Source organism: Streptomyces malaysiensis subsp. samsunensis (genome assembly GCF_024519315.1).
GTDB lineage: Bacteria > Actinomycetota > Actinomycetes > Streptomycetales > Streptomycetaceae > Streptomyces > Streptomyces malaysiensis.
On record NZ_JANIIC010000037.1, the window covers coordinates 13,082 to 37,441 of the forward strand.

The 24,360-nt window shown below is 72.8% G+C and carries 19 protein-coding genes; 16 read left to right on the plus strand and 3 right to left on the minus strand.

Features of this window, described 5'->3' with window-relative positions; genetic code table 11:
• Positions 1-540 precede the first annotated feature (540 nt).
• Positions 541-1,695: a glycosyltransferase family 4 protein gene (locus NQU54_RS28305; RefSeq protein WP_257633550.1), complete on the plus strand. Its 1,155-nt coding sequence runs from the start codon at positions 541-543 to the stop codon at positions 1,693-1,695.
• A 109-nt stretch (positions 1,696-1,804) separates the two neighbouring features.
• Entirely contained in the window at positions 1,805-2,977 is a 1,173-nt protein-coding gene (locus tag NQU54_RS28310; RefSeq protein WP_257633551.1) for a glycoside hydrolase family 64 protein, read from the plus strand.
• Positions 2,978-3,181: 204 nt separating this feature from the next.
• On the opposite strand, the gene NQU54_RS28315 is transcribed toward NQU54_RS28310, so the two are convergent.
• Both NQU54_RS28315 and NQU54_RS28320 read right to left on the minus strand, forming a co-directional pair.
• Entirely contained in the window at positions 3,182-4,834 is a 1,653-nt protein-coding gene (locus tag NQU54_RS28315) for a PucR family transcriptional regulator (protein WP_257633552.1), read from the minus strand.
• A 324-nt stretch (positions 4,835-5,158) separates the two neighbouring features.
• Complete coding sequence (locus NQU54_RS28320) at positions 5,159-6,967, minus strand: glycoside hydrolase family 15 protein (RefSeq protein WP_069868757.1); 1,809 nt, start codon at positions 6,965-6,967, stop codon at positions 5,159-5,161.
• 420 nt (positions 6,968-7,387) lie between these two features.
• Between NQU54_RS28320 and pyrG the strand changes: the two genes are divergently transcribed.
• From pyrG to der, 14 genes are all read left to right on the plus strand, one after another.
• Complete coding sequence (pyrG, locus tag NQU54_RS28325; protein WP_069868759.1) at positions 7,388-9,043, plus strand: CTP synthase; 1,656 nt, start codon at positions 7,388-7,390, stop codon at positions 9,041-9,043.
• Positions 9,044-9,123: 80 nt separating this feature from the next.
• Entirely contained in the window at positions 9,124-9,750 is a 627-nt protein-coding gene (locus NQU54_RS28330; RefSeq protein ID WP_257633553.1) for an NUDIX domain-containing protein, read from the plus strand.
• Between the two features lie 292 nt (positions 9,751-10,042).
• The gene (locus NQU54_RS28335) at positions 10,043-12,298 is read left to right on the plus strand and encodes a tetratricopeptide repeat protein (RefSeq protein WP_372506063.1); all 2,256 of its coding nucleotides are present in this window, start codon (positions 10,043-10,045) and stop codon (positions 12,296-12,298) included.
• 197 nt (positions 12,299-12,495) lie between these two features.
• A complete protein-coding gene (ald, locus tag NQU54_RS28340; RefSeq protein ID WP_257633606.1) occupies positions 12,496-13,611 on the plus strand; it encodes an alanine dehydrogenase in 1,116 nt (371 codons plus the stop codon).
• A 588-nt stretch (positions 13,612-14,199) separates the two neighbouring features.
• Positions 14,200-15,216 carry a ParA family protein gene (locus NQU54_RS28345; protein WP_244453040.1) on the plus strand — a complete coding sequence of 339 codons (1,017 nt, stop codon included), beginning with the start codon at positions 14,200-14,202 and terminating at the stop codon, positions 15,214-15,216.
• Positions 15,201-15,788 carry a hypothetical protein gene (locus NQU54_RS28350; RefSeq protein ID WP_079153383.1) on the plus strand — a complete coding sequence of 196 codons (588 nt, stop codon included), beginning with the start codon at positions 15,201-15,203 and terminating at the stop codon, positions 15,786-15,788. Before NQU54_RS28345 ends, NQU54_RS28350 begins: the two co-directional genes overlap by 16 nt.
• 365 nt (positions 15,789-16,153) lie before the next feature.
• A complete protein-coding gene (locus NQU54_RS28355; protein WP_441005756.1) occupies positions 16,154-17,302 on the plus strand; it encodes a segregation and condensation protein A in 1,149 nt (382 codons plus the stop codon).
• On the plus strand, positions 17,299-17,979 hold the full coding sequence (scpB, locus tag NQU54_RS28360) for an SMC-Scp complex subunit ScpB (RefSeq protein WP_079257126.1): 681 nt from the start codon (positions 17,299-17,301) through the stop codon (positions 17,977-17,979). Before NQU54_RS28355 ends, scpB begins: the two co-directional genes overlap by 4 nt.
• Positions 17,979-19,121: a pseudouridine synthase gene (locus NQU54_RS28365; protein WP_257633555.1), complete on the plus strand. Its 1,143-nt coding sequence runs from the start codon at positions 17,979-17,981 to the stop codon at positions 19,119-19,121. Before scpB ends, NQU54_RS28365 begins: the two co-directional genes overlap by 1 nt.
• A gap of 225 nt (positions 19,122-19,346) precedes the next feature.
• Entirely contained in the window at positions 19,347-19,709 is a 363-nt protein-coding gene (gene aroH, locus NQU54_RS28370) for a chorismate mutase (protein ID WP_069868773.1), read from the plus strand.
• Entirely contained in the window at positions 19,706-20,791 is a 1,086-nt protein-coding gene (locus NQU54_RS28375; protein WP_069868775.1) for a prephenate dehydrogenase, read from the plus strand. Before aroH ends, NQU54_RS28375 begins: the two co-directional genes overlap by 4 nt.
• Positions 20,792-20,933: 142 nt before the next feature.
• Positions 20,934-21,638, plus strand: coding sequence for a (d)CMP kinase (gene cmk, locus NQU54_RS28380; protein ID WP_257633556.1), 705 nt, complete (start codon positions 20,934-20,936; stop codon positions 21,636-21,638).
• The gene (locus NQU54_RS28385) at positions 21,596-22,309 is read left to right on the plus strand and encodes a lysophospholipid acyltransferase family protein (RefSeq protein ID WP_257633557.1); all 714 of its coding nucleotides are present in this window, start codon (positions 21,596-21,598) and stop codon (positions 22,307-22,309) included. Before cmk ends, NQU54_RS28385 begins: the two co-directional genes overlap by 43 nt.
• Before the next feature lie 55 nt (positions 22,310-22,364).
• Positions 22,365-23,828: a ribosome biogenesis GTPase Der gene (der, locus tag NQU54_RS28390; RefSeq protein WP_069868780.1), complete on the plus strand. Its 1,464-nt coding sequence runs from the start codon at positions 22,365-22,367 to the stop codon at positions 23,826-23,828.
• Positions 23,829-23,936: 108 nt separating this feature from the next.
• Here the strand turns inward: der and NQU54_RS28395 are convergent, their stop codons facing one another.
• Entirely contained in the window at positions 23,937-24,236 is a 300-nt protein-coding gene (locus NQU54_RS28395) for a hypothetical protein (RefSeq protein WP_079153419.1), read from the minus strand.
• Positions 24,237-24,360 lie beyond the last annotated feature (124 nt).

Consider the following 24,360-nt stretch of genomic DNA (forward strand, 5'->3'; position numbering starts at 1 on the left):
AGGCGTGCCTGGGACGCTGGCGGTTCGCGGCGTGTGCGGGGTGCTGGCGGTTCGCGGCGTGTGCCGGACGCTGGTCCTTCGCTTCGCGGCGCGGGCGGGACGTCGGCCCTTCGCGGGGCGTGGGGCGCTGGTGTTTCGTAAGGTGGCGCGGGCGGGACGTCGCCCCTTCGCGGCGTGCGAGACGTTGACCCTTCGCTTCGCGGCGCGTGTGGGATGCTGACCCTTCGCGGGGCGTGGGGCGCTGGTGTTTCGTAAGGCGGTGCGCGCGGGACGCCGACCCTTCGCGGGGCGTGGGATGCCCCCTTCGCTTCGCGGCGCGCGCGAGACGCCGACCAACCCTCCGCGTCGAGGCGGGCGGAACGCTGGCCCTTCGTGGTGGGCGGAACACCGACCCTTCACCCGAAAGGGTGATACCGCGGACGTGCGGACGGGCTCGGGGCAGACATGGCCTGGGGGCGTTGCGACGAGGGTTCGGTGAGTGCTGGCATCCTTGGGCCGTCCCCTTCTCGACCCGTTCACCATCTCAGGAGCTCCGCCCGCGTGAGCAGTAGCTGCACCCCGGTCCCGCCGCACGGGCAGCCGTCGCTGCACGCCGTCCAGGTGCTGGGTGGTGGGAGTTCGGGCAGCGGGGTGCATGTGCGGTCGCTGGCGGCCGGGCTGGTGGCGCGCGGACTGCGGGTGACCGTGTGCGGGCCCTGGAGCGCCGAGCGGGGCTACGGCTTCACCCAGACCGGAGCGCGGTTCACCGGGCTCGACGCGCTGACGGACGCCGGGAGCATGGCGTCGCTGCGCAAGGCCACCCTCGGAGCGGCCCTGGTGCACGCCCACGGGCTGCGCTCGGGGCTGCTGGCGGCGGAGGCGCTGCGTGGCCGGAATGTGCCGCTGATCGTCACCTGGCACACCCGCCTGGACGCCGAGGGGGCGCGGGCCCGTCTCGTCCGGCTGATGGAGCGCCGGGTGGCGCGGGCCGCCGCGATCGTGCTGGGGGTCTCCTCGGATCTGGTGGACCGGGCCCGCGCCCGCGGTGCGCGTGACGCGCGGCTGGCCCCGGTCGCGGTGCCCGCCCCGCGCCGGGTGCCGGAGACCGGCGACGGCCGCCGTCAGAAGGCGCGGGCCGAACTGGGCGTGGTGGAGCGCCCGTTGCTGGTCACGGTGGGACGGCTGGAGGCGATGGCCGGACATGGCCCGCTGCTGGACGCGGCGCGGCGCTGGCGGGCGCTGGATCCGCGGCCGCTGCTGGTGGTGGCGGGGGAGGGGCCGGACCGTGCGGTGCTCCAGCGCCGGATCGACACGGAGGGGCTGCCGGTGCGGCTGCTCGGGCGGCGGGACGATGTCCCGGGGCTGCTCTCCGCGGCCGATGTCGCGGTGCTCTCCAGCCGCTGGGAGGCGCGCTCGCTGCTGGCCCAGGAGGCGCTGCACGCGGGGGTGCCGCTGGTGGCGACGGCGGTGGGCGGGGTGCCCGAGCTGGTCGGGGACGCGGCTGAACTCGTCCCGTACGGCGACCCCGAGGCCCTGGCCGACGCCGTGACCGGGCTGCTCGCCGACCCGGTGCGCCGGGTGGAGCTCACCGCGGCGGGGCGGGCGCGGACGGCCGGCTGGCCGACGGAGGACGACACCGTCGCCCATGTGCTCAGCGTCTATGACGAGTTGGTTCAGACCTTTCTGCGTGAAGGGGTTGACGGGCCCGGTCGTTGATCGGCAGGGTGCAGGGCAGGAACGCGAGAGCGCTCTCAACAGCGCGCCTCCCGTCACCCCCCACGCCATTTTCCCGGCAACCCCCACTACGCCGAGGAGCACCATCATCATGATCAGTCGCAGGAAGCTGCTGGGTGGAATCGCTGCCTCCGCCGCCGCCGCGGGAACCGGTCTGGCCCTCGCAGGCGGCCGCGCCAGCGGCGCGCCGAGCGCGAAGGCGGCCGCCTCTCTGCCCCTGACCATCGTCAACAAGACAGGGAAGTACGAGAACGGGTCGGTATGGCTCTACATCGTCGGCAACGCGGGCGACCAGCAGGTCCGGGTCACCCCCGACGGCACCACGGCCCCCGTCGCGCTCTCCGACAACGGCTCGGACGGCTTCACCGACTACGCGATCCCGCTGTCCGGAAGCGGTGACACCAAGCTGAACCTGCCTCAGATGTCCGGCCGGATCTATGTCGCGCTCGGTTCGAAGCTCAAGCTCAAGGTGGTCGAGGACGGGGCGGGCAAGGCCGCGCTCCAGTACCCCGCGGGATGGGTGTCCGGCGACCCGAACTTCGACATCATGCACGACTGCGCGGAGTTCACGTACAACGACTCCGGGATGTTCTGCAACACCACCATGGTGGACATGTTCAGCGTCCCGCTGTCGATCCACCTCACCGGCGCCGAGGACCAGACGACCGGCACCCTCAAGGACGGTGCCCGTGACAAGGTCTTCTCCGACCTCGCCGGAGTCGACGCCTTCAAGAAGCTGATCATCGGCGACAATCTGCGGGTGATCGCTCCGGGCCATGGCATGGCCTCGGGTCTGTTCGCGGAGGACTACTTCGCGTCCTACGTCGACCAGGTCTGGGACGCCTACGGATCGAAGGACCTCAAGGTCACCACCAACGCGGGTACCTTCACCGGCCGGGTGAGCGACGGGAAGTTCTCCTTCACCGGACCGGCCTCGGTCTCCTTCGACAAGCCCTCCACCAAGGACGTGCTGTTCTGCGACGGCGCCCTGGCCGCGCCCAACGACGGGACGACCGGCCCGGTCGCGGCGATCCTCGGCGCGGGCTTCAACCGCAGCACGCTGCACAACGCCGACGCCCAGCCGACCACCGACCCGGCCGCCTTCTACGGCGAGGACGTCACCAACCACTACGCCAAGGCCATGCACGCGGCGACCGTGGACGGCAAGGCGTACGGCTTCGCCTTCGACGACGTGGCCGAGTTCGCGTCCTACATCCAGGACACCGCCCCGAAGGAGATCACGCTCACCCTGACCCCGTTCTGAGCCGCGGTTCGGCACGGAGCGGCCGGGCGGGGAGGTGTCCGCGGCGCCACGGCGGGGCGGCGCCGCGGACGGGTGAGGGAGCCCCTCCCCGCCCGGCGGTACGGGGGGACGCCGGGCGGGGGAGCCCGGGCACGGCGGGGCGGCCCCCGGAACGCGCGGCGGGGCGGCCCCGCGAACGCGCGGCGGGGCCGCCCCGCGAACGCGTCACCTCACATGGCGGCGGGCCTGGAGGGCCACCCCCAGGGCGAGGACCGTCCGGGGGTCCTCCAGGTCGCTGCCGAGCAGCCGGGAGATCCGGGCCAGCCGGTCGTACAGCGTCTGGCGGTTGAGGTGCAGCGAGCGGGCCGTCTCCGCCTTGCGGCCCGCATGCCGCAGATACGTCTCGAGGGTGGGCACCAGCGGCGGACGGGCGGTGCGGTCATGGGCGAGCAGCGGACCGATCACCCGGTCGACGAAGGCGGCCAGATCGCCGTGCTCCCGCAGTCGCCACAGCAACAGGTCGACATCCAGGCTCCGTACGTCGTACCAGCCCCGGTCGGCCGGACCGCACGCCGCGTTCGCCGCCTCCGCCGCGTGCCGCAGCTCGGCGCCGGCCGCGTCCCAGCCGACCGCGAGCCCGGCGACCACCACCACCGGCGGCCGGGCGCCGGCCCGCTCCGGCCAGGCCCGCTCCACCGCGGCCCGCAGCGCCGCCGCGATCCGTTCGGCCACCGCGCCGCGCTCGGTGGCGCCGCGCAGCCCCGCCAGCAGCGGAACCCGCCCCTCCGGAAGCCGTACGCCGAGCAGCACCGGCACCCCGACCCCCGCCAGCTCCTCCTGGAGGGCGTGGGCCAGCGCCGCCCAGCTCTCCTGGCCCCCGGCCAGCGGCCGCGGATCCTCCACCAGCCGCATCACCACCGGCAGCAGCGATCCGCCCGAGCCCGGCCGGAAGCCCAGCACCCGGGCCTGCGCGGGGGCGTCCGACGCCTCGATCCGGCCCTCCGCGAGATCGGTGAGGAAGTCCCCGCGCCCGCGCGCCGCCAGCTCCTCCTCCTGGCGCGCCCGCAGCAGCACCACCGCCAGCAGATCCGCCGTCCGCTCGGCCGCGATCCGGTGCACCGGACCCAGCGGCCCGGCCACCGGCAGCACGGTCAGCCGCGCCCGTACGGCACCGGGGCCGGGCCCGCCGCCCGGGATGTCGGCCATCACACTGCCCGCCGGAGGCTCGGGCCGCTCGGCCGCGCGCCGCGCCCGCAGCCCCTCCCACACCTGGAGCGGATCGGCCGCGCCCGCCGGGGACGCACCGCCCGGCCCCGCCGCGTACAGCAGCTGCCCGTCGGGGGTCTCCAGGAAGACCGGATTGGCCGCGAAGGCGGCGAAGCGGCGCAGGATCTCCGGCACCCCGCCGCCGCTCAGCAGCACCTCGGTGGCCTGCCGGTGCACCACCTCGGCCTGGCGCAGCAGGGCGTAGTGCTCATTGACGATCTCGGTGTGGATCTCCTCGGTGACCGCTACGAACGGCACCTCGCGATGGAGTTGTACCAGCGGCAGCCCGCACGAGCGCGCCGTCTCCACGACCGGCCCCGGCAGCGTGCGGAACCGCGGCCCCAGCTCCACCACCAGTGCCGCGATGCCCCGCTCGGCGAGCCGGCGGACGAAGGCACGCTGTTCGGCGGGGCGCGGTCCGACCCCCAGACCGGTGGTCAGCAGCAGCTCACCGCCCTTGAGCAGCGCGGCGATATTGGGCGCCTCGCCCGCGTGCACCCAGCGCACCGGGCGGTCCAGCAGCTCTTCCCCGGACACCACCTCGGGGAGCCCGCGGCGCAGGGCGGGAAGGGCGAGGGCCCGCGCCACGGTGATCGTTCCCTGCGGTTCCATGCCGCCACGCTAAGCGCTCCGCGGGAAGTGCCGCGAGGTGCGGTCGTTCGTCCGCGGCTGCGTCGTGGCCGGTCCCACGCGGCGGAGCCGCATATCGACACAGCCGCGGCGGAGCCGCATATCGACACAGCCGCGGCGGAGCCGCACATCGACGCAGCCCCGCGCCCCTTCGGGGCGCAGCCGAACCGCACCGGACTTCGGCGAGGCCGCTCAGCCGCCCGGTCGATGTCCCGCCTCGACCGGCCTGGGCCCGCCCGGCGGACGCCGCCCGGCGGGCCGAGCCCGGACATGGGGTGCCCGGGCCCTCAGGGCCCGGGCCGGGGATCAGCCTCCGTACGCGCCGGACGCCGTCAGCCGCAGCGCGGTGTCGATCAGCGGCACATGGCTGAACGCCTGCGGGAAGTTGCCCACCAACCGCTGGTTGCGCGAGTCCCACTCCTCGGACAGCAGCCCGAGGTCGTTGCGGAGCGCGAGCAGCTTCTCGAAGAGCTTCCGGGCCTCGTCCACCCGGCCGATCATCGCCAGGTCGTCGGCGAGCCAGAACGAGCAGGCCAGGAAGGCCCCTTCGTCGCCCTCCAGACCGTCCACCCCGGCGTCCTCGCCCGCCGTGGGGTAGCGCATGACGAAGCCGTCCTCGGTCGACAGCTCCCGCTGGATCGCCTCGATGGTGCCGATGACGCGCTTGTCGTCCGGCGGCAGGAAGCCCATCTGCGGGATGAGCAGCAGGGAGGCGTCCAGCTCCTTGGAGCCGTAGGACTGGGTGAAGGTATTGCGCTCGGCGTCGTAGCCCTTCTCGCAGACCTCCCGGTGGATCTCGTCGCGCAGCTCCCGCCAGCGGTCCAACGGGCCGTCCACATCGCCGGATTCGATCAGCTTGACGGTGCGGTCGACCGCGACCCAGGCCATCACCTTGGAGTGCACGAAGTGCCGGCGCGGGCCGCGCACCTCCCAGATGCCCTCGTCCGGCTCGTCCCAGTGGTCCTCGAGGTAGCCGATCAGCTTCAGCTGGAGGATGCTCGCGTAGTCGTTGCGCGCCAGACCCGTCATATGGGCCAGGTGCAGCGCCTCGGTGACCTCGCCGTACACATCGAGCTGGACCTGGCCCGCCGCGCCGTTGCCGACCCGGACCGGCTGGGAGTTCTCATAGCCGGGCAGCCAGGTCAGCTCGGCCTCGGCCAACTCCCGCTCGCCCGCGATGCCGTACATGATCTGGAGGTTCTCCGGATCGCCCGCGACCGCGCGCAGCAGCCATTCGCGCCAGGCGCGCGCCTCCTCGCGGTAGCCGGTGCGCAGCAGCGAGGAGAGGGTGATCGCCGCGTCCCGCAGCCAGGTGAAGCGGTAGTCCCAGTTCCGGACGCCGCCGATCTCCTCCGGGAGGGAGGTGGTGGGCGCCGCGACGATGCCGCCGGTGGGGGCGTACGTCAGCGCCTTGAGCGTGATCAGCGAGCGGACCACCGCGTCCCGGTAGGGGCCGTGGTACGTGCACTGCTCGACCCACTCCCGCCAGAACGCCTCGGTGGCCTCCAGCGCGACCTCCGGCTCGGGCAGCGCGGGCGGCTCGTTGTGCGAGGGCTGCCAGCTGATGGTGAAGGCGATCCGGTCGCCGGGGCCCACCGTGAAGTCGGAGTAGGTGGTGAGGTCCTTGCCGTAGGTGTCGGCCTCGGTGTCCAGCCACACCGAGTCCGGCCCCGCCACGGCGACGGTCCGGGTGTCCACCCTGTGCACCCAGGGCACGACCCAGCCGTAGGAGAACCGCATCCGCAGCGACGAGCGCATGGGCACCCGGCCGCTGACCCCCTCGACGATCCGCACCAGCTGCGGGGCGCCGTCACGCGGCGGCATGAAGTCGATCACACGGACCGTGCCACGCGGAGTGTCCCACTCCGACTCCAGGACCAGCGAGTCGCCGCGGTAGCGGCGGCGGTCGGCGGCGGGCGGTTCGCTCCCCGTGGGGGAGGCGGGCCCCAGCCGCCAGAAGCCGTGTTCCTCGGTCCCCAGCAGACTGGCGAAGACGGCATGGGAGTCGAAGCGAGGCAGGCACAGCCACTCAACCGTCCCGTCTCTACAGACGAGAGCGGCCGTCTGCATATCACCAATCAGTGCGTAATCCTCGATACGCCCGGCCACGTGCATTCCCCATTCGAACGGCCGTATTGCCCCGGAGGGCGCTTCTTACGGTCTCGGAAAATTCTGACGAGCTCTTGTACCGGGGGCGTGCTGGTGGTGCCGTGCCGGGGTGGCTCGCATGCGTGCGTCCGAAGAGGATACGACGGCGAGCGGTGATCCGCTTGAGCCCGTCCACATCGTGGCTCGCATCTCGCGGCCGATCGGGTGGCCAGGTCACGCATGGTGTTCGGGCGATTGCGCAGACCGAACGCGGGAACCAGGTCATCAGCGACCGCTCCGGGGCGCTGATACCCTGGTAGCCCGTGGAGCGGCGGGCACAAAACCCCCGAACCTCAGCGACGGCTCCCCCGGACCCCGGAACGGCTGCCGTACGCACACTCACGACGCGACCACGGGAGCCCCCTCTTGGCCATTGCCGCTAAACCCATGACGACCAAGCACCTCTTCGTCACCGGGGGTGTCGCTTCCTCACTCGGCAAGGGCCTTACCGCCTCCAGTCTGGGGGCTCTGCTGAAGGCGCGCGGGCTGCGCGTCACCATGCAGAAGCTCGATCCGTATCTGAATGTCGATCCGGGCACGATGAACCCCTTTCAGCACGGCGAGGTGTTCGTCACCAACGACGGCGCGGAGACCGATCTGGACATCGGCCACTACGAGCGCTTCCTCGACGTCGACCTGGACGGCTCGGCCAACGTGACCACCGGCCAGGTCTACTCCACCGTAATCGCCAAGGAGCGGCGCGGTGAGTACCTCGGGGACACGGTGCAGGTCATCCCGCACATCACCAACGAGATCAAGCACCGCATCCGGCGCATGGCCACCGACGACGTGGACGTCGTCATCACCGAGGTCGGCGGCACCGTCGGCGACATCGAGTCGCTGCCCTTCCTGGAGGCCGTCCGCCAGGTCCGGCACGAGGTCGGCCGGGACAACGTCTTCGTGGTGCACATCTCACTGCTGCCCTACATCGGCCCGTCCGGCGAGCTGAAGACCAAGCCCACCCAGCACTCGGTGGCCGCGCTGCGCAGCATCGGCATCCAGCCGGACGCGATCGTGCTGCGAGCCGACCGCGAGGTCCCGACCTCCATCAAGCGCAAGATCTCACTGATGTGCGACGTGGACGACGCGGCCGTGGTCGCCGCCATCGACGCCAAGTCGATCTACGACATCCCGAAGGTGCTGCACTCCGAGGGCCTGGACGCCTATGTCGTCCGCAAGCTGGATCTGCCCTTCCGCGACGTGGACTGGACCGAGTGGGACGATCTGCTGGAGCGGGTCCACCAGCCCGACCACGAGGTCACCGTGGCGCTCGTCGGCAAGTACATCGACCTGCCCGACGCCTATCTCTCCGTCACCGAGGCGCTGCGCGCCGGCGGCTTCGCCAACAGCGCCCGCGTCAAGATCAAGTGGGTCACCTCCGACGACTGCAAGACGGCGGCGGGCGCCCGGGAGCAGCTCGACGGCGTGGACGCGGTCTGCATCCCCGGCGGCTTCGGCGACCGCGGGGTGATCGGCAAGGTCGGCGCGATCACCTACGCCCGGGAGAACAAGATCCCGCTGCTGGGCCTCTGTCTCGGGCTCCAGTGCATCGTCATCGAGGCCGCGCGGAACCTCGCGGGCATCGAGGGCGCCAACTCCACCGAGTTCGAGCCCGCCACCACCGACCCGGTGATCTCCACCATGGCCGAGCAGCTCGACATCGTCGCGGGCGAGGGCGACATGGGCGGCACCATGCGGCTGGGCATGTACCCGGCCAAGCTGGCCGAGGGCTCGATCGTCCGCGAGGTCTACGACAACCAGCCGTATGTCGAGGAGCGCCACCGCCACCGCTACGAGGTCAACAACTCCTACCGCGGTGAGCTGGAGAAGAAGGCCGGGATCGTCTTCTCCGGCACCTCCCCCGACAACAAGCTCGTGGAGTACGTGGAGTACCCGCGGGAGGCCCACCCCTATCTGGTCGGCACCCAGGCCCACCCCGAGCTGCGCTCCCGCCCGACCCGTCCGCACCCGCTCTTCGCGGGGCTGGTGAAGGCGGCGGTCCTGCGACAGACCGCAGCTCACACCCGGGGTGCCGGCGTCTGACCGCTACGGTTGACGGGGGCGGGCGGCCGGTGCGGCCCCACCGCCCCGTCACCGCACGTGGAAAGGACGCTGAGACAAGCATGCGCATCCAGGACACCCCCGAGGAATGGCAGGTCACCGCCACCGCCACGCCGTTCACCGGCAACAAGACGAGCGTGCGCACGGACGAGGTGGAGATGCCCGACGGCAGCCGGGTCAAGCGCGACTACCAGGTCCACCCCGGCTCCGTCGCCGTCCTCGCCCTGGACGAGGACGGCCGGGTGATCGTGCTGCGGCAGTACCGGCACCCGGTCCGCCAGCGGCTGTGGGAGATCCCGGCCGGTCTCCTGGACATCCCCGGTGAGAACCCGCTGCACGCCGCCCAGCGGGAGCTGTATGAGGAGGCGCACGTCAAGGCCGAGGACTGGCGCGTGCTCGTCGATGTCTACACCTCGCCCGGCGGCTGTGACGAGGCCGTGCGGATCTTCCTGGCCCGGGAGATCTCCGCGGCCGAGGGCGAGCGGTTCGAGGTCTCCGAGGAGGAGGCCGACATGGAGCTCGCCCGGGTCTCGCTGGAGGAGCTGGTACGCGGCGCCCTCGTCGGCGAGCTGCACAACAACTGCCTCGCGGTCGGCGCGCTGGCGCTGCACGCCGCGCTCGCCGGTGACGGCATCGACGCCCTCCGCCCCGCCGACGCCCCCTGGCCGGCCCGGCCCTTCGCCGCGTAGACGCAACGAACCGCCGCGTAGACGCAACGGAACCGGCGCACAGGCCCGACGGAACCGGCGCACAGGCCCGACGGAACCGGCGCACAGGCCCGCGGAGACGGCGCGCGGGCCCGTCGCGCCGACGCCTGGACCGTGGAACCGGCGCCTGGGCCCGCCCGGGTCCGGTGAAGATCCGATGGAGTGATTTTCGGTCCGTGCTGTGGGCCGCGAGTGCCGGGTACCTGACGCGGAGTGAACTACGCTCATAGTGAGCCGAAGGGGCTCGTACGCGCAGGTGGACGGGAGTGGGCCCGTGGCTGAGCAGGCGGTCGACACCGATGGGGAGCCGGCGGCCCCCCAAGAGCGGCAGCCGTCGTCCGCCGCGCCTGCTCCGTCCGCTTCCGGCCGTCCGCCCCAGGACGATCTGACGGCCTCCTCCGACACCCCGCCGCGGCAGCGGCGCTCCGCGAGTGCCGCGGCCGGGCGCGCGGACGCCCAGGACGGCGGGGTGTGGAGCGGGGCGACCCGGGCCGTGCTGTTCGCGGCGGCGGCCTCCGTGGGGCGGGGGTTCGCCGGGCGGCGGCGGGAGCTGCTCTCGCTGCGGGCCGATATCGAGCGCGCGGGCCTGGACACCCTCGCCGGCCGCAAGGCCGCCCGCAGCCGGGTGCTGCTGATCGCGGGCCGCCCCGGCTGGGGCCGTACGGCGCTGGCCGAGGAGCTCGCCAGGCGGCTCGCCGACGACTATCCCGACGGAGTGCTCGGAGCCCGGCTGACGACCTCCGCCGGAGACCCCGTTCCCACCGAGCGCACCGCCCGCGAGCTGCTCGGACGGCTCGGTGTGACCGCCCCGCCCGGCGCGGACGAGGACGATCTGAGCGAGGCGCTGCGCGCGGCGCTCGACGGCAAGCGGGTGCTGCTGCTGCTCGATGACGTGGCCGGGGCCGAGCAGGTGGACGCGCTGCTGCCCGATGAGCCCGGCTGTCTGGTGGTCGCCGTCTCGCGCGGCCCGCTGACCGGGGTGCCGGATGTGCGGCCGTGCACGGTGGGCGGGCTGGATGTGAGCGCGGCGGTCGGGCTGCTGGCGCAGTACACCGGCCCCACCCGGATCACCTGCGACCCGGTGGCCGCGCAGTCCCTGGTCGAGGAGTGCGCGGGGCAGCCCGCCGCGCTCGTCCTGGTCGGCGGCTGGCTCGCCGCCTGCCCCCAGGCGTCGGTCGCCGACGCCCTGGCCCGGCTGCGCGAACTGCCGCCGGACGAGGGCGACCTCGACCATGGCGCCCGCCCCCTGACCCGCGCCTTCCGGCTGGCCTTCGCCGCGCTGCCGTCCGCCGTCGCCCGGATGCTGCGGCTGCTGGTGCTGGCGCCCGGCGGCTCGGCCGACGCCCAGATCGCCTCCGCGCTGGCCGGTTGCTCGGTGGCCGACGGCGAGGCGGCGCTGGAGGGCTTCGCCGCGTACGGGATGCTGCGCCCGCGCGGGCCGGGGCGCTACCAGGTGCCCGGCTGCCTCTATCCGCTGCTGCGGGAGCGGCTGGCGGCCGAGGAGCGCCCGGCGGAGGTGGAGCTGGCGCGGGCGCGGATGCTGGAGCGGACCGTACGGCAGCTGCACGCGTGCCGGCTGGCCGCCGACCCCGCCGGTTCGCCGGGCCGTAAGAAGCTGGCCGGGATGCCGAAGCCGCTGCGGTTTTCGTCGTCGGCGGAGGCGGCCGGCTGGCTGGAGGAGCGGCTGCCCACGCTGATCGAGGCCGCCCGGCTGGCCGTGGAGACCGGCCGACTCGACACCCTGGCACGGCGGTTGGTGGCCGCGCTGACCCACGCCCTGACCGCCCACCGGGGCGCCGCGGGTGCCGCGGTGGAGCTGTACGGGCTGCATCAGCTGGTGCTGGACGTGGCCCGGCGCCGCGACCTGCCGGTGGAACGGGCGGCCGCGCTGCTGAACCTCGGCGATCTGGACGGCGGGGCGGGCCGGGTGGACAAGGCCCTCGCCCGCTACAAGAGCGCCCTGGAGGCGGCCCGCGCCTCGGGCGATCCGTATACGACCGGCCGCGCGCTGGAGTCGATCGGCGGCACATACGAGGAGCTGGAGGACTGGCACCGGGCGGCCGACTGGTACGGACGCGCCCTGGAGCTGCGGCTGAGCCGCCGCGATCTGCCCGCGGCCGCCCGGCTGTACGCACGGCTCGGCACCGTCCACGGCTACGCAGGGAAGTGGGGCGAGGCGCTGCGCGACTGGCGTGCCGCATCGGCCGCCTGCCGCCGCGCGGGGGACCGGCCGGGGTACGCACGGGCGCTCGGCGGCACCGCGGAGGCCCAGGAGCGCGCGGGGCGGCCGAAGGAGGCGCTGCGCACCTGGGCGGAGGTCGCCGCGGCCGCCCGGACCTGCGGTGACACCCGGCTGCACGCCGATCTGGCGCTGCATGTGGCGGACGCGCTGGACCGGCTCGGCGGGGATCCCGCGGTGGCCCGGTCGCTGCGCCGCACCGCCCGCAGGATCGAGGCGGATGGGGCGGAGGACACGGGTTCGTCATCTCAGAGTGACGATAGAAACCCAGTCGACCTACGAAATCAGTAGTGGTGCTCCAAAAGATTGGTGCATTGCAAGGCTAGACAGTGCGAGGTCCTTCATTAGACTGGCTGTACCGCGATTGTTGCGGTCGTCTCCGGCATGCGGACGCGTTCCGGTTTGCCTGTCTATGGTCGATGGTGTATCGAGCAGTGGCCGGCTATGGCGATATGTTCCTTTTCCCCCATTCAAGGACCGTGATCGACGTGAAGGTCGGTATCCCCCGCGAGGTCAAGAACAACGAGTTCCGGGTGGCCATCACCCCCGCCGGTGTGCATGAGCTGGTCCGCGGCGGCCATGAGGTCGTCGTCGAGCGGAGCGCGGGCCTCGGCTCGTCCATCGCCGACGAGGAGTACATCGCCGCCGGTGCGCGCGTTCTCGGCACCGCCGACGAGGTGTGGGCCGCCGCCGACCTGCTGCTGAAGGTCAAGGAGCCCATCGCGGAGGAGTACCACCGGCTGCGCAAGGGCCAGACGCTCTTCACCTATCTGCATCTGGCCGCCTCCCGGGCCTGCACCGACGCGCTCCTGGAGTCCGGCACCACCGCCATCGCCTACGAGACCGTCGAGACCGCCAACCGCGCCCTGCCGCTGCTCGCGCCGATGTCCGAGGTCGCGGGCCGGATCGCGCCGCAGGTCGGCGCGTACCACCTGATGCGCTCGGCCGGCGGCCGCGGTGTGCTGCCCGGTGGAGTGCCGGGTGTGGCCGCCGCGCGGGCCGTCGTCATCGGCGGTGGCGTCTCCGGGTGGAACGCCGCCCAGATCGCCATCGGCATGGGCTTCCACGTCACCCTGCTCGACAAGGACATCAACAAGCTGCGCGAGGCCGACCGGATCTTCGGCAACCGCGTGCGGACCATCGCCTCCAACGCCTTTGAACTGGAGAAGGCCGTCCTCGACGCCGACCTGGTCATCGGCGCGGTGCTCATCCCGGGCGCCAAGGCGCCCAAGCTGGTCACCAACGAGCTGGTGTCCCGGATGAAGCCGGGAAGTGTCCTTGTCGACATCGCGATCGACCAGGGCGGCTGCTTCGAGGACTCCCGGCCCACCACCCACGCCGAGCCGACCTTCGAGGTGCACAACTCGGTCTTCTACTGCGTGGCCAACATGCCCGGCGCGGTGCCGAACACCTCCACCTACGCGCTCACCAACGCCACGCTCCCGTACATCGTGGAGCTGGCCAACCGCGGCTGGCGGGACGCGCTGCGCCGGGACGCCGCGCTGGCCAAGGGGCTCAACACCCATGAGGGGCAGGTCGTCTACGGCCCGGTGGCCGAGGCGCACGAACTGCCGGCCGTCGAACTGAGCTCGCTGATCGGCTGAAGGACACCGGGAGTTCACCGGCCCCTGGGCGACGCGCGGAGCGCACCGGCTCCGGCCGCCGGGGCCGGTGAACTCCCGTTGCCGTTCCGTCAACCCGAACCGTCAACCACATGTCAACAACGGGCATCCGGCCGGGTCTTGTCGATGGGCGAGGCCCGGCCGAAGGCGTGTCCGCTGTGTCCCGTATCGAGGGCTGGCCATGGCTCGGCCAACTCGCCCTAAATGCAACTATTCAGACGCTTTATGCGGTGGTGAAATCTCCGCGGCACCGTTCACACGCCCTTGACATTGGGGTGTTCGATTGCCGACACATCGTGCCGTGTCCGGTGGATTGTGTTGCTGCGGACCGGTGACACGCCATAGAGTCGCCAACCGTCGGCATGGTGTCACGCTGACCTATAGAGAAATTTCCTGGTCACCAAGGAGGTAGGACGACTTGTGAATGAGTCGACATTTTCTCCCGGGGGTGGTCAACCAGGATCGGCTGCGCGGGGCCAGGGTCCCTCGGGGCTCGAGGCTGTCGGCTCCGTCGCTGTCCGTACCTTCGCTACCCACCAGAGCCCGACGACAGCCCACCAGAGCCACAGCATGGACGGCCATCACGTGAACGCCATGGCCGGCGACCAGGGGGGCACGGATCCCGCCCGCTTCGCCGACTACGACGACCTCCCCGACGGGCACTTCTACGACCCGGACGCGGAGTACGAGCCAGACCCCGAATACGCGGCCACGCTCGCGCCCGACGCTGCCCGGCAGCGCCGCGAGCGCGTCGGCCCCACCGGGCGCCCGTTGCCGTACTTCCCGATTCCGGGGCCGCTGACCGATCACGGTCCTGCGAAGATCATCGCGATGTGCAACCAGAAGGGCGGGGTCGGCAAGACCACCTCCACCATCAACCTGGGCGCGGCCCTGGCCGAATACGGCCGCCGGGTCCTGCTCGTCGACTTCGACCCGCAGGGCGCCCTGTCGGTCGGCCTCGGGGTCAACCCGATGGAGCTCGACCTCACCGTCTACAACCTGCTCATGGAGCGGGGCATGTCCGCCGACGAGGTGCTGCTGAAGACGGCCGTGCCCAATATGGACCTGCTGCCCAGCAATATCGACTTGTCGGCCGCCGAGGTGCAGCTGGTGAGCGAGGTCGCCCGGGAGTCGACCCTTCAGCGCGCGCTCAAGCCGCTGATGGCCGACTACGACTACATCGTCATCGACTGTCAGCCCTCGCTCGGTCTGCTCACCGTCAACGCGCTCACCGCGGCGCACAAGGTGATCGTGCCGCTGGAGTGCGAGTTCTTCGCACTGCGCGGTGTGGCGTTGCTCACGGAGACGATCGAGAAGGTCCAGGAGCGGCTCAACCCCGACCTGGAGCTCGACGGCATCCTCGCGACGATGTACGACTCACGCACCGTGCACAGCCGTGAGGTCCTCGCCCGCGTGGTCGAGGCGTTCGACGATCACGTCTACCACACGGTCATCGGCCGTACGGTCCGCTTCCCCGAGACCACGGTCGCGGGCGAGCCGATCACCACGTACGCGTCCAACTCCGTCGGTGCCGCCGCCTATCGTCAGCTTGCCAGGGAGGTGCTCGCCCGGTGTCACGCCGAGTGAGTCTGCCGGGAGCCGACGAACTGTTCCGCACCACGGGAGGGATGGCGCTCCAGTCCTCCTCACCCGCCTCCGGGCGCCGCCAGGCGAACGGCGAGGGCCCACGGGTGCCCCCGCCCGCCGCCGAGCCCGAGGCGGGCGGCGAGCCACGCGACGGGCAGGAGCGGCGCGCGGACGGTGAACAGTCGGGCTCCGGCGAACACACCGGACGGGAGACGGCGGCCCCCCAGGACGCGGTCGGCGAGCGGCGCCCCGCGGCCGGGGATCGGCCCAAGGGCCGCCAGGCCCAGAGCGGTTCGGCCGCGGCGGCCGAGCAGAGCGGCCAGGCCCGCCGCCGCGCCCGTGCGGCGAACCGGCGGCCCAGCGGGCGCGAGCGCCATGACGAGAAGATCACGGTCTACGTCTCCGCCGAGGAGCTGATGGACCTGGAGCACGCGCGACTGGTGCTCCGCGGCGAGCACGGGCTCGCCGTCGACCGCGGCCGGATCGTCCGCGAGGCGGTCGCGGTCGTCCTCGCCGACCTCGAGTCGCGCGGCGACGCGAGCATCCTGGTGCGCCGCCTCCGCGGCCGTTGACCGGGCTGGGCGATAGCCTGCCCGGTCGTACGGGCTGCCCCGCCCGGCCCTGAGCACCCTGGACCGCGATGCCGACGAACGACGCTCCCGCCCCGCCGCCCCGACCCCCTCGCCGCAGCCTCGGCCGGGGCCCCGGCACGGCGCCCCCCACCGCGGGCCCTGACCGTCCCACTGCGCCCCCTCCGCAGCGCCACGACGCACAGCCCCCCGCCCCGGACGCCCCGGCCCCGCAGACGGCCCCCCAGAGCCCCTCTCCGCCGCCCGAGCCCGCCGCCCCGACCCCGGCGGCCGGAGAGCCGCGGGACGATGCCCCAGCGGCGCCAGAGGCCCCTTCGGAGCCGGTTGCCGAGCCTGAGCCGGTCGCTGTGCCCGAGGCGGTCGCCGAGCCCGAGCAGATGGTCCCTGAGCCGACGGCGGTCGAGCCGATGGTGCCTGAGGCGACGGGGGCCGAGCCGGAGCCGGTGCACGCACGGGCCGACCTCGATGTGGCGCCCACCGCGGGCGGCCACGGCGGCGAGGCGGCAGGGGGCGGGAAGGACGCGGGCGACGGGACCGAGGAGACGGGCGACGGGACCGGCGATGGGACCGAGGAGGCGGGCGACGGCGCCGGGGCCGGGGAAGCGGGAGACGGCGGCGACCAGGGCGGGCAGGCCCGAGGCGAGCCCCAGGGCGATGACGGTGGTCGTCGGTTCACCGTGCGGCTGGACAACTTCGAGGGGCCCTTCGACCTCCTCCTCCAGCTGATCTCCAAGCACAAGCTGGACGTCACCGAGGTCGCCCTCTCCAAGGTCACCGACGAGTTCATGGCCCATATCCGCGCCATGGGACCGGACTGGGACCTGGACCAGACCACCGAGTTCCTCGTCGTCGCCGCGACCCTGCTGGACCTCAAGGCGGCCCGGCTGCTGCCCGCCGCAGAGGTCGAGGACGAGGCGGACCTGGCGCTGCTGGAGGCCCGCGACCTGCTCTTCGCCCGGCTGCTCCAGTACCGCGCGTACAAGCGGATCGCGGACATCTTCAACGACCGGCTGGTGGCCGAGGCGGCCCGCCACCCCCGTACCGTCGGCCTGGAGCCGCACCACGCCGAGCTGCTCCCCGACGTCGTCATCAGCATCGGCCCCGAGGGCTTCGCCAAGCTGGCCGTCAAGGCGATGCAGCCCAAGCCCAAGCCGCAGGTCTACGTCGACCACATCCACACCCCGCTGGTCAGCGTCCGGGAGCAGGCCGAGGTGGTGGTCGCGCGGCTGCGGGAGCTGGGGGAGGCCACCTTCGCCACGCTCACCGAGGACGCCGCCGACGTCCTTACGGTCGTCGCGCGCTTCCTGGCGCTCCTGGAGCTCTACCGCGAGCGCGCGGTGCTCCTCGACCAGCCGGAGGCGCTCGGGTCGCTCACGGTCCGCTGGACGGGCGAGGCGGGGCAGGAGCCGCTGGTCACCGACGAGTTCGACCAGGAGACCACGGCTCCCAAGGAGACGGCCGCGCCGCAGAAGGAGAAGGAGGAGGTACCGAGTTGACCGAGCAGCGGACACCCGCCGGGCTCTCCGAGGTCGCCGAGCTGGACCTCAAGCCCGCCCTGGAGGCCGTCCTCATGGTCGTCGACGAGCCCGCCACCGAGGAGCACCTGGCCAAGGTGCTGGCGCGGCCGCGCCGCGCCGTCGCGGACGCGCTGCGCGAGCTGGCCGACGAGTACGCGACGCAGGGCCGCGGCTTCGAGCTGCGGCTGGTCGCGGGCGGCTGGCGCTACTACACGCGCCCGGCCTACGCCGCCGCCGTCGAGGGGTTCGTCCTGGACGGTCAGCAGGCCCGGCTCACCCAGGCCGCTTTGGAAACCCTGGCGGTGGTCGCGTACCGTCAGCCGGTCAGCCGTTCCCGTGTCTCGGCCGTCCGCGGCGTCAACTGCGATGGCGTGATGCGGACCCTCCTCCAGCGGGGCCTGGTCGAGGAGGCGGGCACGGAACCCGAAACAGGTGCGATCCTGTACAGGACGACGAACTACTTCCTGGAGCGGATGGGCCTGCGGGGGCTGGACGAGCTCCCGGAGCTCGCGCCGTTCCTCCCCGAGGCGGACGCGGTCGAGGGCGAGTCCCAGGAGGGCGTGCCGTCGTTCGATCCGGACGCCATCGACGGCGATGACGCGCATGACGACGTAGAACACCGAGCCGGCAGCGGCCACTCTCAGACGGAAACTTGATGCGAAGCAGCGGCAGGAACAGCAGGGGCAGCGGTAGCGGCGGCAAGAACTACCGGGGCGCGGGGAACAGGCGCGACGAGCAGCAGCAGCGCGCCGGCCGCCCCCGCCCCGAAGAGCGCCGCTACGACGTGGGCGACGGCCCCAAGGCGGGTCCGAAGGCGGGCCCCAAGGGAGGCGGCCCCAAGGCGGGCCCCAAGGGAGGTCCTAAGGCGGGCTCCCAGGGCGGCGGTCCCAGGGGAGGCTCCCAGGGCGGCGGTCCCAGGACGGGCGGCCCCGACGCGGGCGGTCCCAAGGCCGGTGGCGGCCGTGGCCGCAAGCCGGGCCCGGCCCGTCCGCGCGAGTACGAGGCGCAGATAGAGGAGCGCAACCGTGCCCGCCACGACAAGCCGCGGGTCAAGCTGCCGAAGACCTTCGGCGAGCAGGAGGGCGAGCGGCTCCAGAAGGTGCTCGCCCGCGCCGGTATGGGTTCCCGCCGGGCCTGTGAGGACTTGATCGACCAGGCCCGGGTCGAGGTCAACGGCAAGATCGTGACCGAGCAGGGGATGCGCGTCGACCCGGAGAAGGACGAGATCAAGGTCGACGGGCTGACCGTGGCCACCCAGTCGTACCTCTTCTTCGCGCTGAACAAGCCCGCCGGTGTCGTCTCCACCATGGAGGACCCCGACGGCCGCCAGTGCCTGGGCGACTATGTGACCAACCGCGAGACCCGGCTCTTCCACGTCGGCCGACTGGACACCGAGACCGAGGGCATCATCCTGCTCACCAACCACGGTGAGCTGGCCCACCGCCTCACCCACCCCCGCTACGGCGTGCAGAAGACCTATCTCGCCGCCATCCAGGGCCCGCTCCCGCGCGACCTGGGCAAGCAGCTCAAGAGCGGTATCCAGCTGGAGGACGGCTACGCCCGCGCCGACCACTTCCGCGTGGTGCAGAACACCGGCAAGAACTACCTGGTCGAGGTGAGCCTGCACGAGGGCCGTAAGCACATCGTGCGGCGGATGCTCGCCGAGGCCGGTTTCCCGGTCGACAAGCTGGTGCGGACGGCCTTCGGCCCGATCGCGCTCGGCGACCAGAAGTCCGGCTGGCTGCGCCGGCTGACCAACACCGAGGTCGGCATGCTGATGCGCGAGGTCGACCTCTGAGGCCCGGTCGCCGCTGACGCCGAGGCCCGGGGCCCGCTGACGGCCCCGGCCGCGAACCCCGGCGTTTGTCAGGGGCCCGGCGTCCTCCGCCGACCGCCGGGCGTCTCGCCCAGCGGTCGCGCCGGGAGCCTGTCCGACCCGCTCGTTACGCTGATCGGGAGCGCGGCCGAACGACACGGCCGCGCCCGAGGCACGACAGGCACAGCGCGCACAGGGGAGCGAGACGTGACGGTACGAGCGGTTCGTGGGGCCGTCCAGCTGGACCGGGACGAGCCGGAGCACATGCATGAGCAGGTCTCCGCGCTGCTGACCGCCATCCTGGAGCGCAACGCCCTGGACCCCGACGACCTGATCAGCGTGTGGTTCACGGCCACCCCCGATCTGCACAGCGACTTCCCCGCGGTCGCCGCCCGCAAGCTGGGCATCGCCGACGTACCGCTGATCTGCGCCCAGGAGCTGGACATCGAGGGGGCCATGCCCCGTGTCGTCCGCATCCTGGCGCATGTCGAGACCGCCCTGCCCAAGTCCGACGTCGCCCATGTCTACCTCGGCGCCGCCGCCTCCCTCCGCAAGGACATCGCCCAATGAGAACCGCCCTCGTCATCGGCACCGGCCTGATCGGCACCTCCGCCGCGCTGGCCCTGGCCGGCCGTGGCGTCCAGGTGCACCTCGCCGACCATGACGCGAGCCAGGCCCGCACCGCCGAGGCGCTCGGCGCCGGGACACAGGCCGAGCCCGAGGGGCCCGTGGACCTGGCCGTCGTCGCCGTGCCGCCCGCGTACGTGGCCGGGACGGTGGCCGATGTGCTGCGCCGCGGCCTGGCGCGCGGCGTCCTGGACGTGGCGAGCGTCAAGGGCGGTCCGCGCCGCGAGCTGGAGGCCCTCGGCTGCGAGCTGACCCGCTACATCGGCACCCATCCGATGGCGGGCCGGGAGCGCTCCGGGCCGCTGGCCGCCACCGCCGACCTCTTCGAGGGACGGCCCTGGGTGCTCACGCCCACCGGCGGCACCGACACCGAGGTGCTCAACCTGGCGCTCGAACTCGTCGCGCTGTGCCGGGCCGTGCCCGTGGTGATGGAGGACGAGGCCCACGACCGGGCGGTGGCGCTCGTCTCGCACACCCCGCACCTGCTGTCCAGCATGGTCGCCGCGCGGCTCCAGGACGCCGATGAGACGGCCGTGCGGCTGTGCGGGCAGGGCATCCGCGACGTCACCCGGATCGCGGCCTCCGACCCCGCCATGTGGATCGACATCCTCTCCGCCAACCCCGGCCCGGTCGCCGATGTGCTCGCCGCCGTCGCCGCCGACCTCGACGAGACGGTGCGGGCGCTGCGCGCGCTCCAGTCCGCCGACGAGGCCAAGCGCGGCGACGGCGCGGCGGGCATCGAGGACGTGCTGCGCCGGGGCAACGCCGGACGCGAGCGGGTGCCGGGCAAGCACGGCGCCGCCTCGGCCGTCTATGAGACCGTGGCGGTGCTCATCGGCGACCAGCCGGGCGAGCTGGCCCGGATCTTCGCCGACGCGGGCCGGGCGGGGGTCAACATCGAGGACGTCCGGATCGAGCACGCCACCGGGCAGCAGGCCGGTCTGATCCAGCTGGTGGTCCAGCCCTCGGCGGCCCCGGCGCTCACCAAGGCCCTGCGGGAGCGGGGATGGTCCATCCGGCAGTAGCGGCGGAGCGGACCGCCGGACGTCTCGGGCCCGGAGGCTGTCCACAGGGGTGCGAAGCCGCCCGGGGGAAGCCAGTAACCTTGTCCGGGGCCCACATGGCCCGTTCAGCTCAGCCCCGTGCACACGAAAGGTGTCTGTCACCGTGGAAACCGCCGCCCGGACCGCCCCGGCAGCAGTGATTGTCGCGATCGACGGCCCCGCAGGCACGGGCAAGTCCAGTACCTCGAAGGCCGTCGCCGCCAAGCTGGGCCTGGGCTACCTGGACACCGGCGCCCAGTACCGGGCGATCACCTGGTGGATGGTGACCAACGGCATCGACGTCGAGGACGCCGTCGCCGTGGCCGACGTCGCGGGCAAGCCCACCATCGTCTCCGGCACCGACCCGGCCGCCCCGACGATCACCGTGGACGGCACCGATGTCTCCGCGCCGATCCGCACCCAGGAGGTCACCTCGCGGGTCAGCGCGGTCAGTGCGGTGCCCGAGGTGCGGAGCGTGATCACCGAGCTCCAGCGGACCATCGCCGCCGAGGCGCCGCGCGGCATCGTGGTCGAGGGCCGGGACATCGGCACCACGGTCCTCCCGGACGCCGACGTCAAGATCTTCCTGACCGCCTCCCCGGAGGTCCGGGCGGCCCGCCGCAGCGGTGAGCTGAAGGGCAAGGAGGCCGCCGACCTGGCCGCCACCCAGGCCGCGCTGGCCAAGCGGGACGCCCTGGACTCCGGCCGTGAGACCTCGCCGCTGGCCAAGGCGGACGACGCGGTCGAGGTGGACACCTCCGAGCTCACCCTCGACCAGGTCATCGAATGTGTGGTCACCCTCGTCGAGGAGAAGCGGACGGCAGCGTGAGCGCCACCGACGCGACACTTCCCAGCGCGGCCGGGGCCGTCGTGGCGCGGCGGATCGGCATCGGCCTGATGTACGGGCTGTGGCGGCCCCGGGTGCTGGGCGCATGGCGGATCCCGTCCGCCGGGCCCGTCATCCTCGCCGGGAACCACTCCCACAACGTGGACGGCCCGATGCTGATCGGCACCTCGCCGCGGCCGGTGCACTTCCTGGTCAAGAAGGAGGCGTTCATCGGTCCGCTGGACCCGTTCCTGCGCGGTATCGGGCAGCTGAAGGTGGACCGTACGAGCGCCGACCGCACCGCGATCGGCCAGGCCCTGGGGGTGCTGGAGCGCGGCGGGGTGCTGGGGATCTTCCCGGAGGGCACCCGGGGCGACGGCGACTTCGCCTCGCTGCGCTCGGGGCTCGCGTACTTCGCGGTGCGCTCCGGCGCGCCGATCGTGCCGGTCGCGGTGCTCGGCACCGCCACCCCGCACGGCGACGGGCGGCCCAGGCCGCTGCCCCGGCTGCGCAGCAGGATCGATGTGGTGTTCGGCGACCCCTTCCAGGCGGGGGACGGCAGCGGCAGGCGGACGCGGGCGGTCCTGGACCAGGCCACCGAGCGCATCCAGAAGCGGCTGGCCACGCATCTGGGCACCGCCAGGCGGCTCACCGGCCGCCCGGAACAGACATAGACCCGCGAGCCCCCAGGGGCGGCGCGCGGTACTGAGGGACGACGAGGAAATCTTCATGAACGACCAGATCCACAGCGGCGGCGACGAGCACGGGGAGCTTGGCGACGCCGAGTACGCGGAGTTCATGGAGCTCGCCGCGCAAGAGGGCTTCGACCTGTCGGACGTCGAGGGCGACCTGGCCGCGGCGGGGCACGGCCCGCTGCCGGTGCTGGCCGTCGTCGGCCGTCCCAACGTCGGCAAGTCCACCCTGGTGAACCGGATCCTGGGCCGCCGGGAGGCGGTCGTGGAGGACCGGCCGGGGGTCACCCGCGACCGGGTGACCTACGAGGCCGAATGGTCCGGCCGCCGCTTCAAGGTGGTCGACACCGGCGGCTGGGAGCAGGATGTGCTCGGGCTCGACGCGTCCGTGGCGGCCCAGGCCGAGTTCGCCATCGAGGCCGCTGACGCGGTGGTCTTCGTCGTGGACGCCACGGTGGGCGCCACCGACACCGACGAGGCCGTGGTCAAGCTGCTGCGCCGGGCCGGAAAGCCCGTGGTGCTGTGCGCCAACAAGGTCGACGGGCCCAGCGCCGAGGCCGACGCCGCGATGCTGTGGTCGCTCGGCCTCGGCGAGCCGTACCCGGTCTCCGCGCTGCACGGCCGCGGCACCGGCGACATGCTCGACGCGGTCCTGGAGGCGCTGCCCGAGGCCCCGGCCCAGACCTTCGGCGCGACGGTCGGCGGACCGCGCCGGATCGCCCTGGTCGGCCGTCCGAACGTGGGCAAGTCCTCGCTGCTCAACAAGGTCGCGGGCGAGGAGCGGGTGGTCGTCAACGAGTTGGCCGGCACCACCCGCGACCCGGTCGACGAGATGATCGAACTCGGCGGCGTCACCTGGAAGTTCGTCGACACCGCCGGTATCCGCCGCCGGGTCCACCTCCAGGAGGGCGCCGACTACTACGCCTCGCTGCGCACCGCGGCCGCCGTGGAGAAGGCGGAGGTCGCGGTCGTGCTGATCGACGCCAGTGAGTCCATCAGCGTCCAGGACCAGCGGATCATCTCGATGGCCGTCGAGGCCGGGCGCGCGCTCGTCATCGCCTACAACAAGTGGGACACCCTGGACGAGGAGCGCCGCTACTACCTTGAGCGCGAGATCGAGACGGAGCTGGTGCAGATCCAGTGGGCGCCGCGGGTCAATGTCTCGGCGCGCACCGGCCGCCATATGGAGAAGCTGGTCCCGGCGATCGAGACGGCGCTGGCCGGCTGGGAGACCCGGGTGCCGACCGGGCGGCTCAACTCCTTCCTCGGCGAGATCGTCGCCTCCCATCCGCATCCGATCCGCGGCGGGAAGCAGCCGCGGATCCTCTTCGGGACGCAGGCCGGGACCCGGCCGCCGAGGTTCGTGCTCTTCGCCTCGGGCTTCCTGGAGGCGGGCTACCGCCGCTTCATCGAGCGGCGGCTGCGCGAGGAGTTCGGCTTCGAGGGCACACCGCTCCAGATCTCGGTGCGGGTGCGCGAGAAGCGCGGCCGCAAGAGGTAACGGCGGCCGCGCCGGGAGGGTTCACGCCGGCCGGGCCCGGACTCACCGTCCGGAGGGGGCCGGCGGCGGGTCGGTTCCGGCCCGCCGGACGCGCGGGGCGACACCACGTCAGTACGTGTGGCCCCGCTCCTCGCCCCGGCCGGGCGGCAGGGCGGGGACATAGCCGCGGTAGTACAGCTCGTCGGTGTGCCAGGACCCGCTGTGGCCGTCCGGGCGGCCCTGGCCGCCGCTGATCAGGCCCCGGGGCTGGCCGATGGCGGCGAACGCCACGAACTCCATGTTCTCCTCGTCCGAGCGGTCACCGGGCAGCGCCCGGAACAGCCTGCGGTACTCCGCGTACAACGCGTCGTAGATCGGCGTGGCGGAGTGGCGCCAGGGATCGTGCGCTGCCTCCAGCGCGGGGCGCATGGCCGGAATGCAGCCGTATGAGGGGGAACGGTAGGAGAGGTCGTATGCGTGCACGTATGTGCCAACGACCCGGCCGCCCGTCGGATGCGGCATCGGTGGCGAATGGGCTGCCCACCAGGGGTCG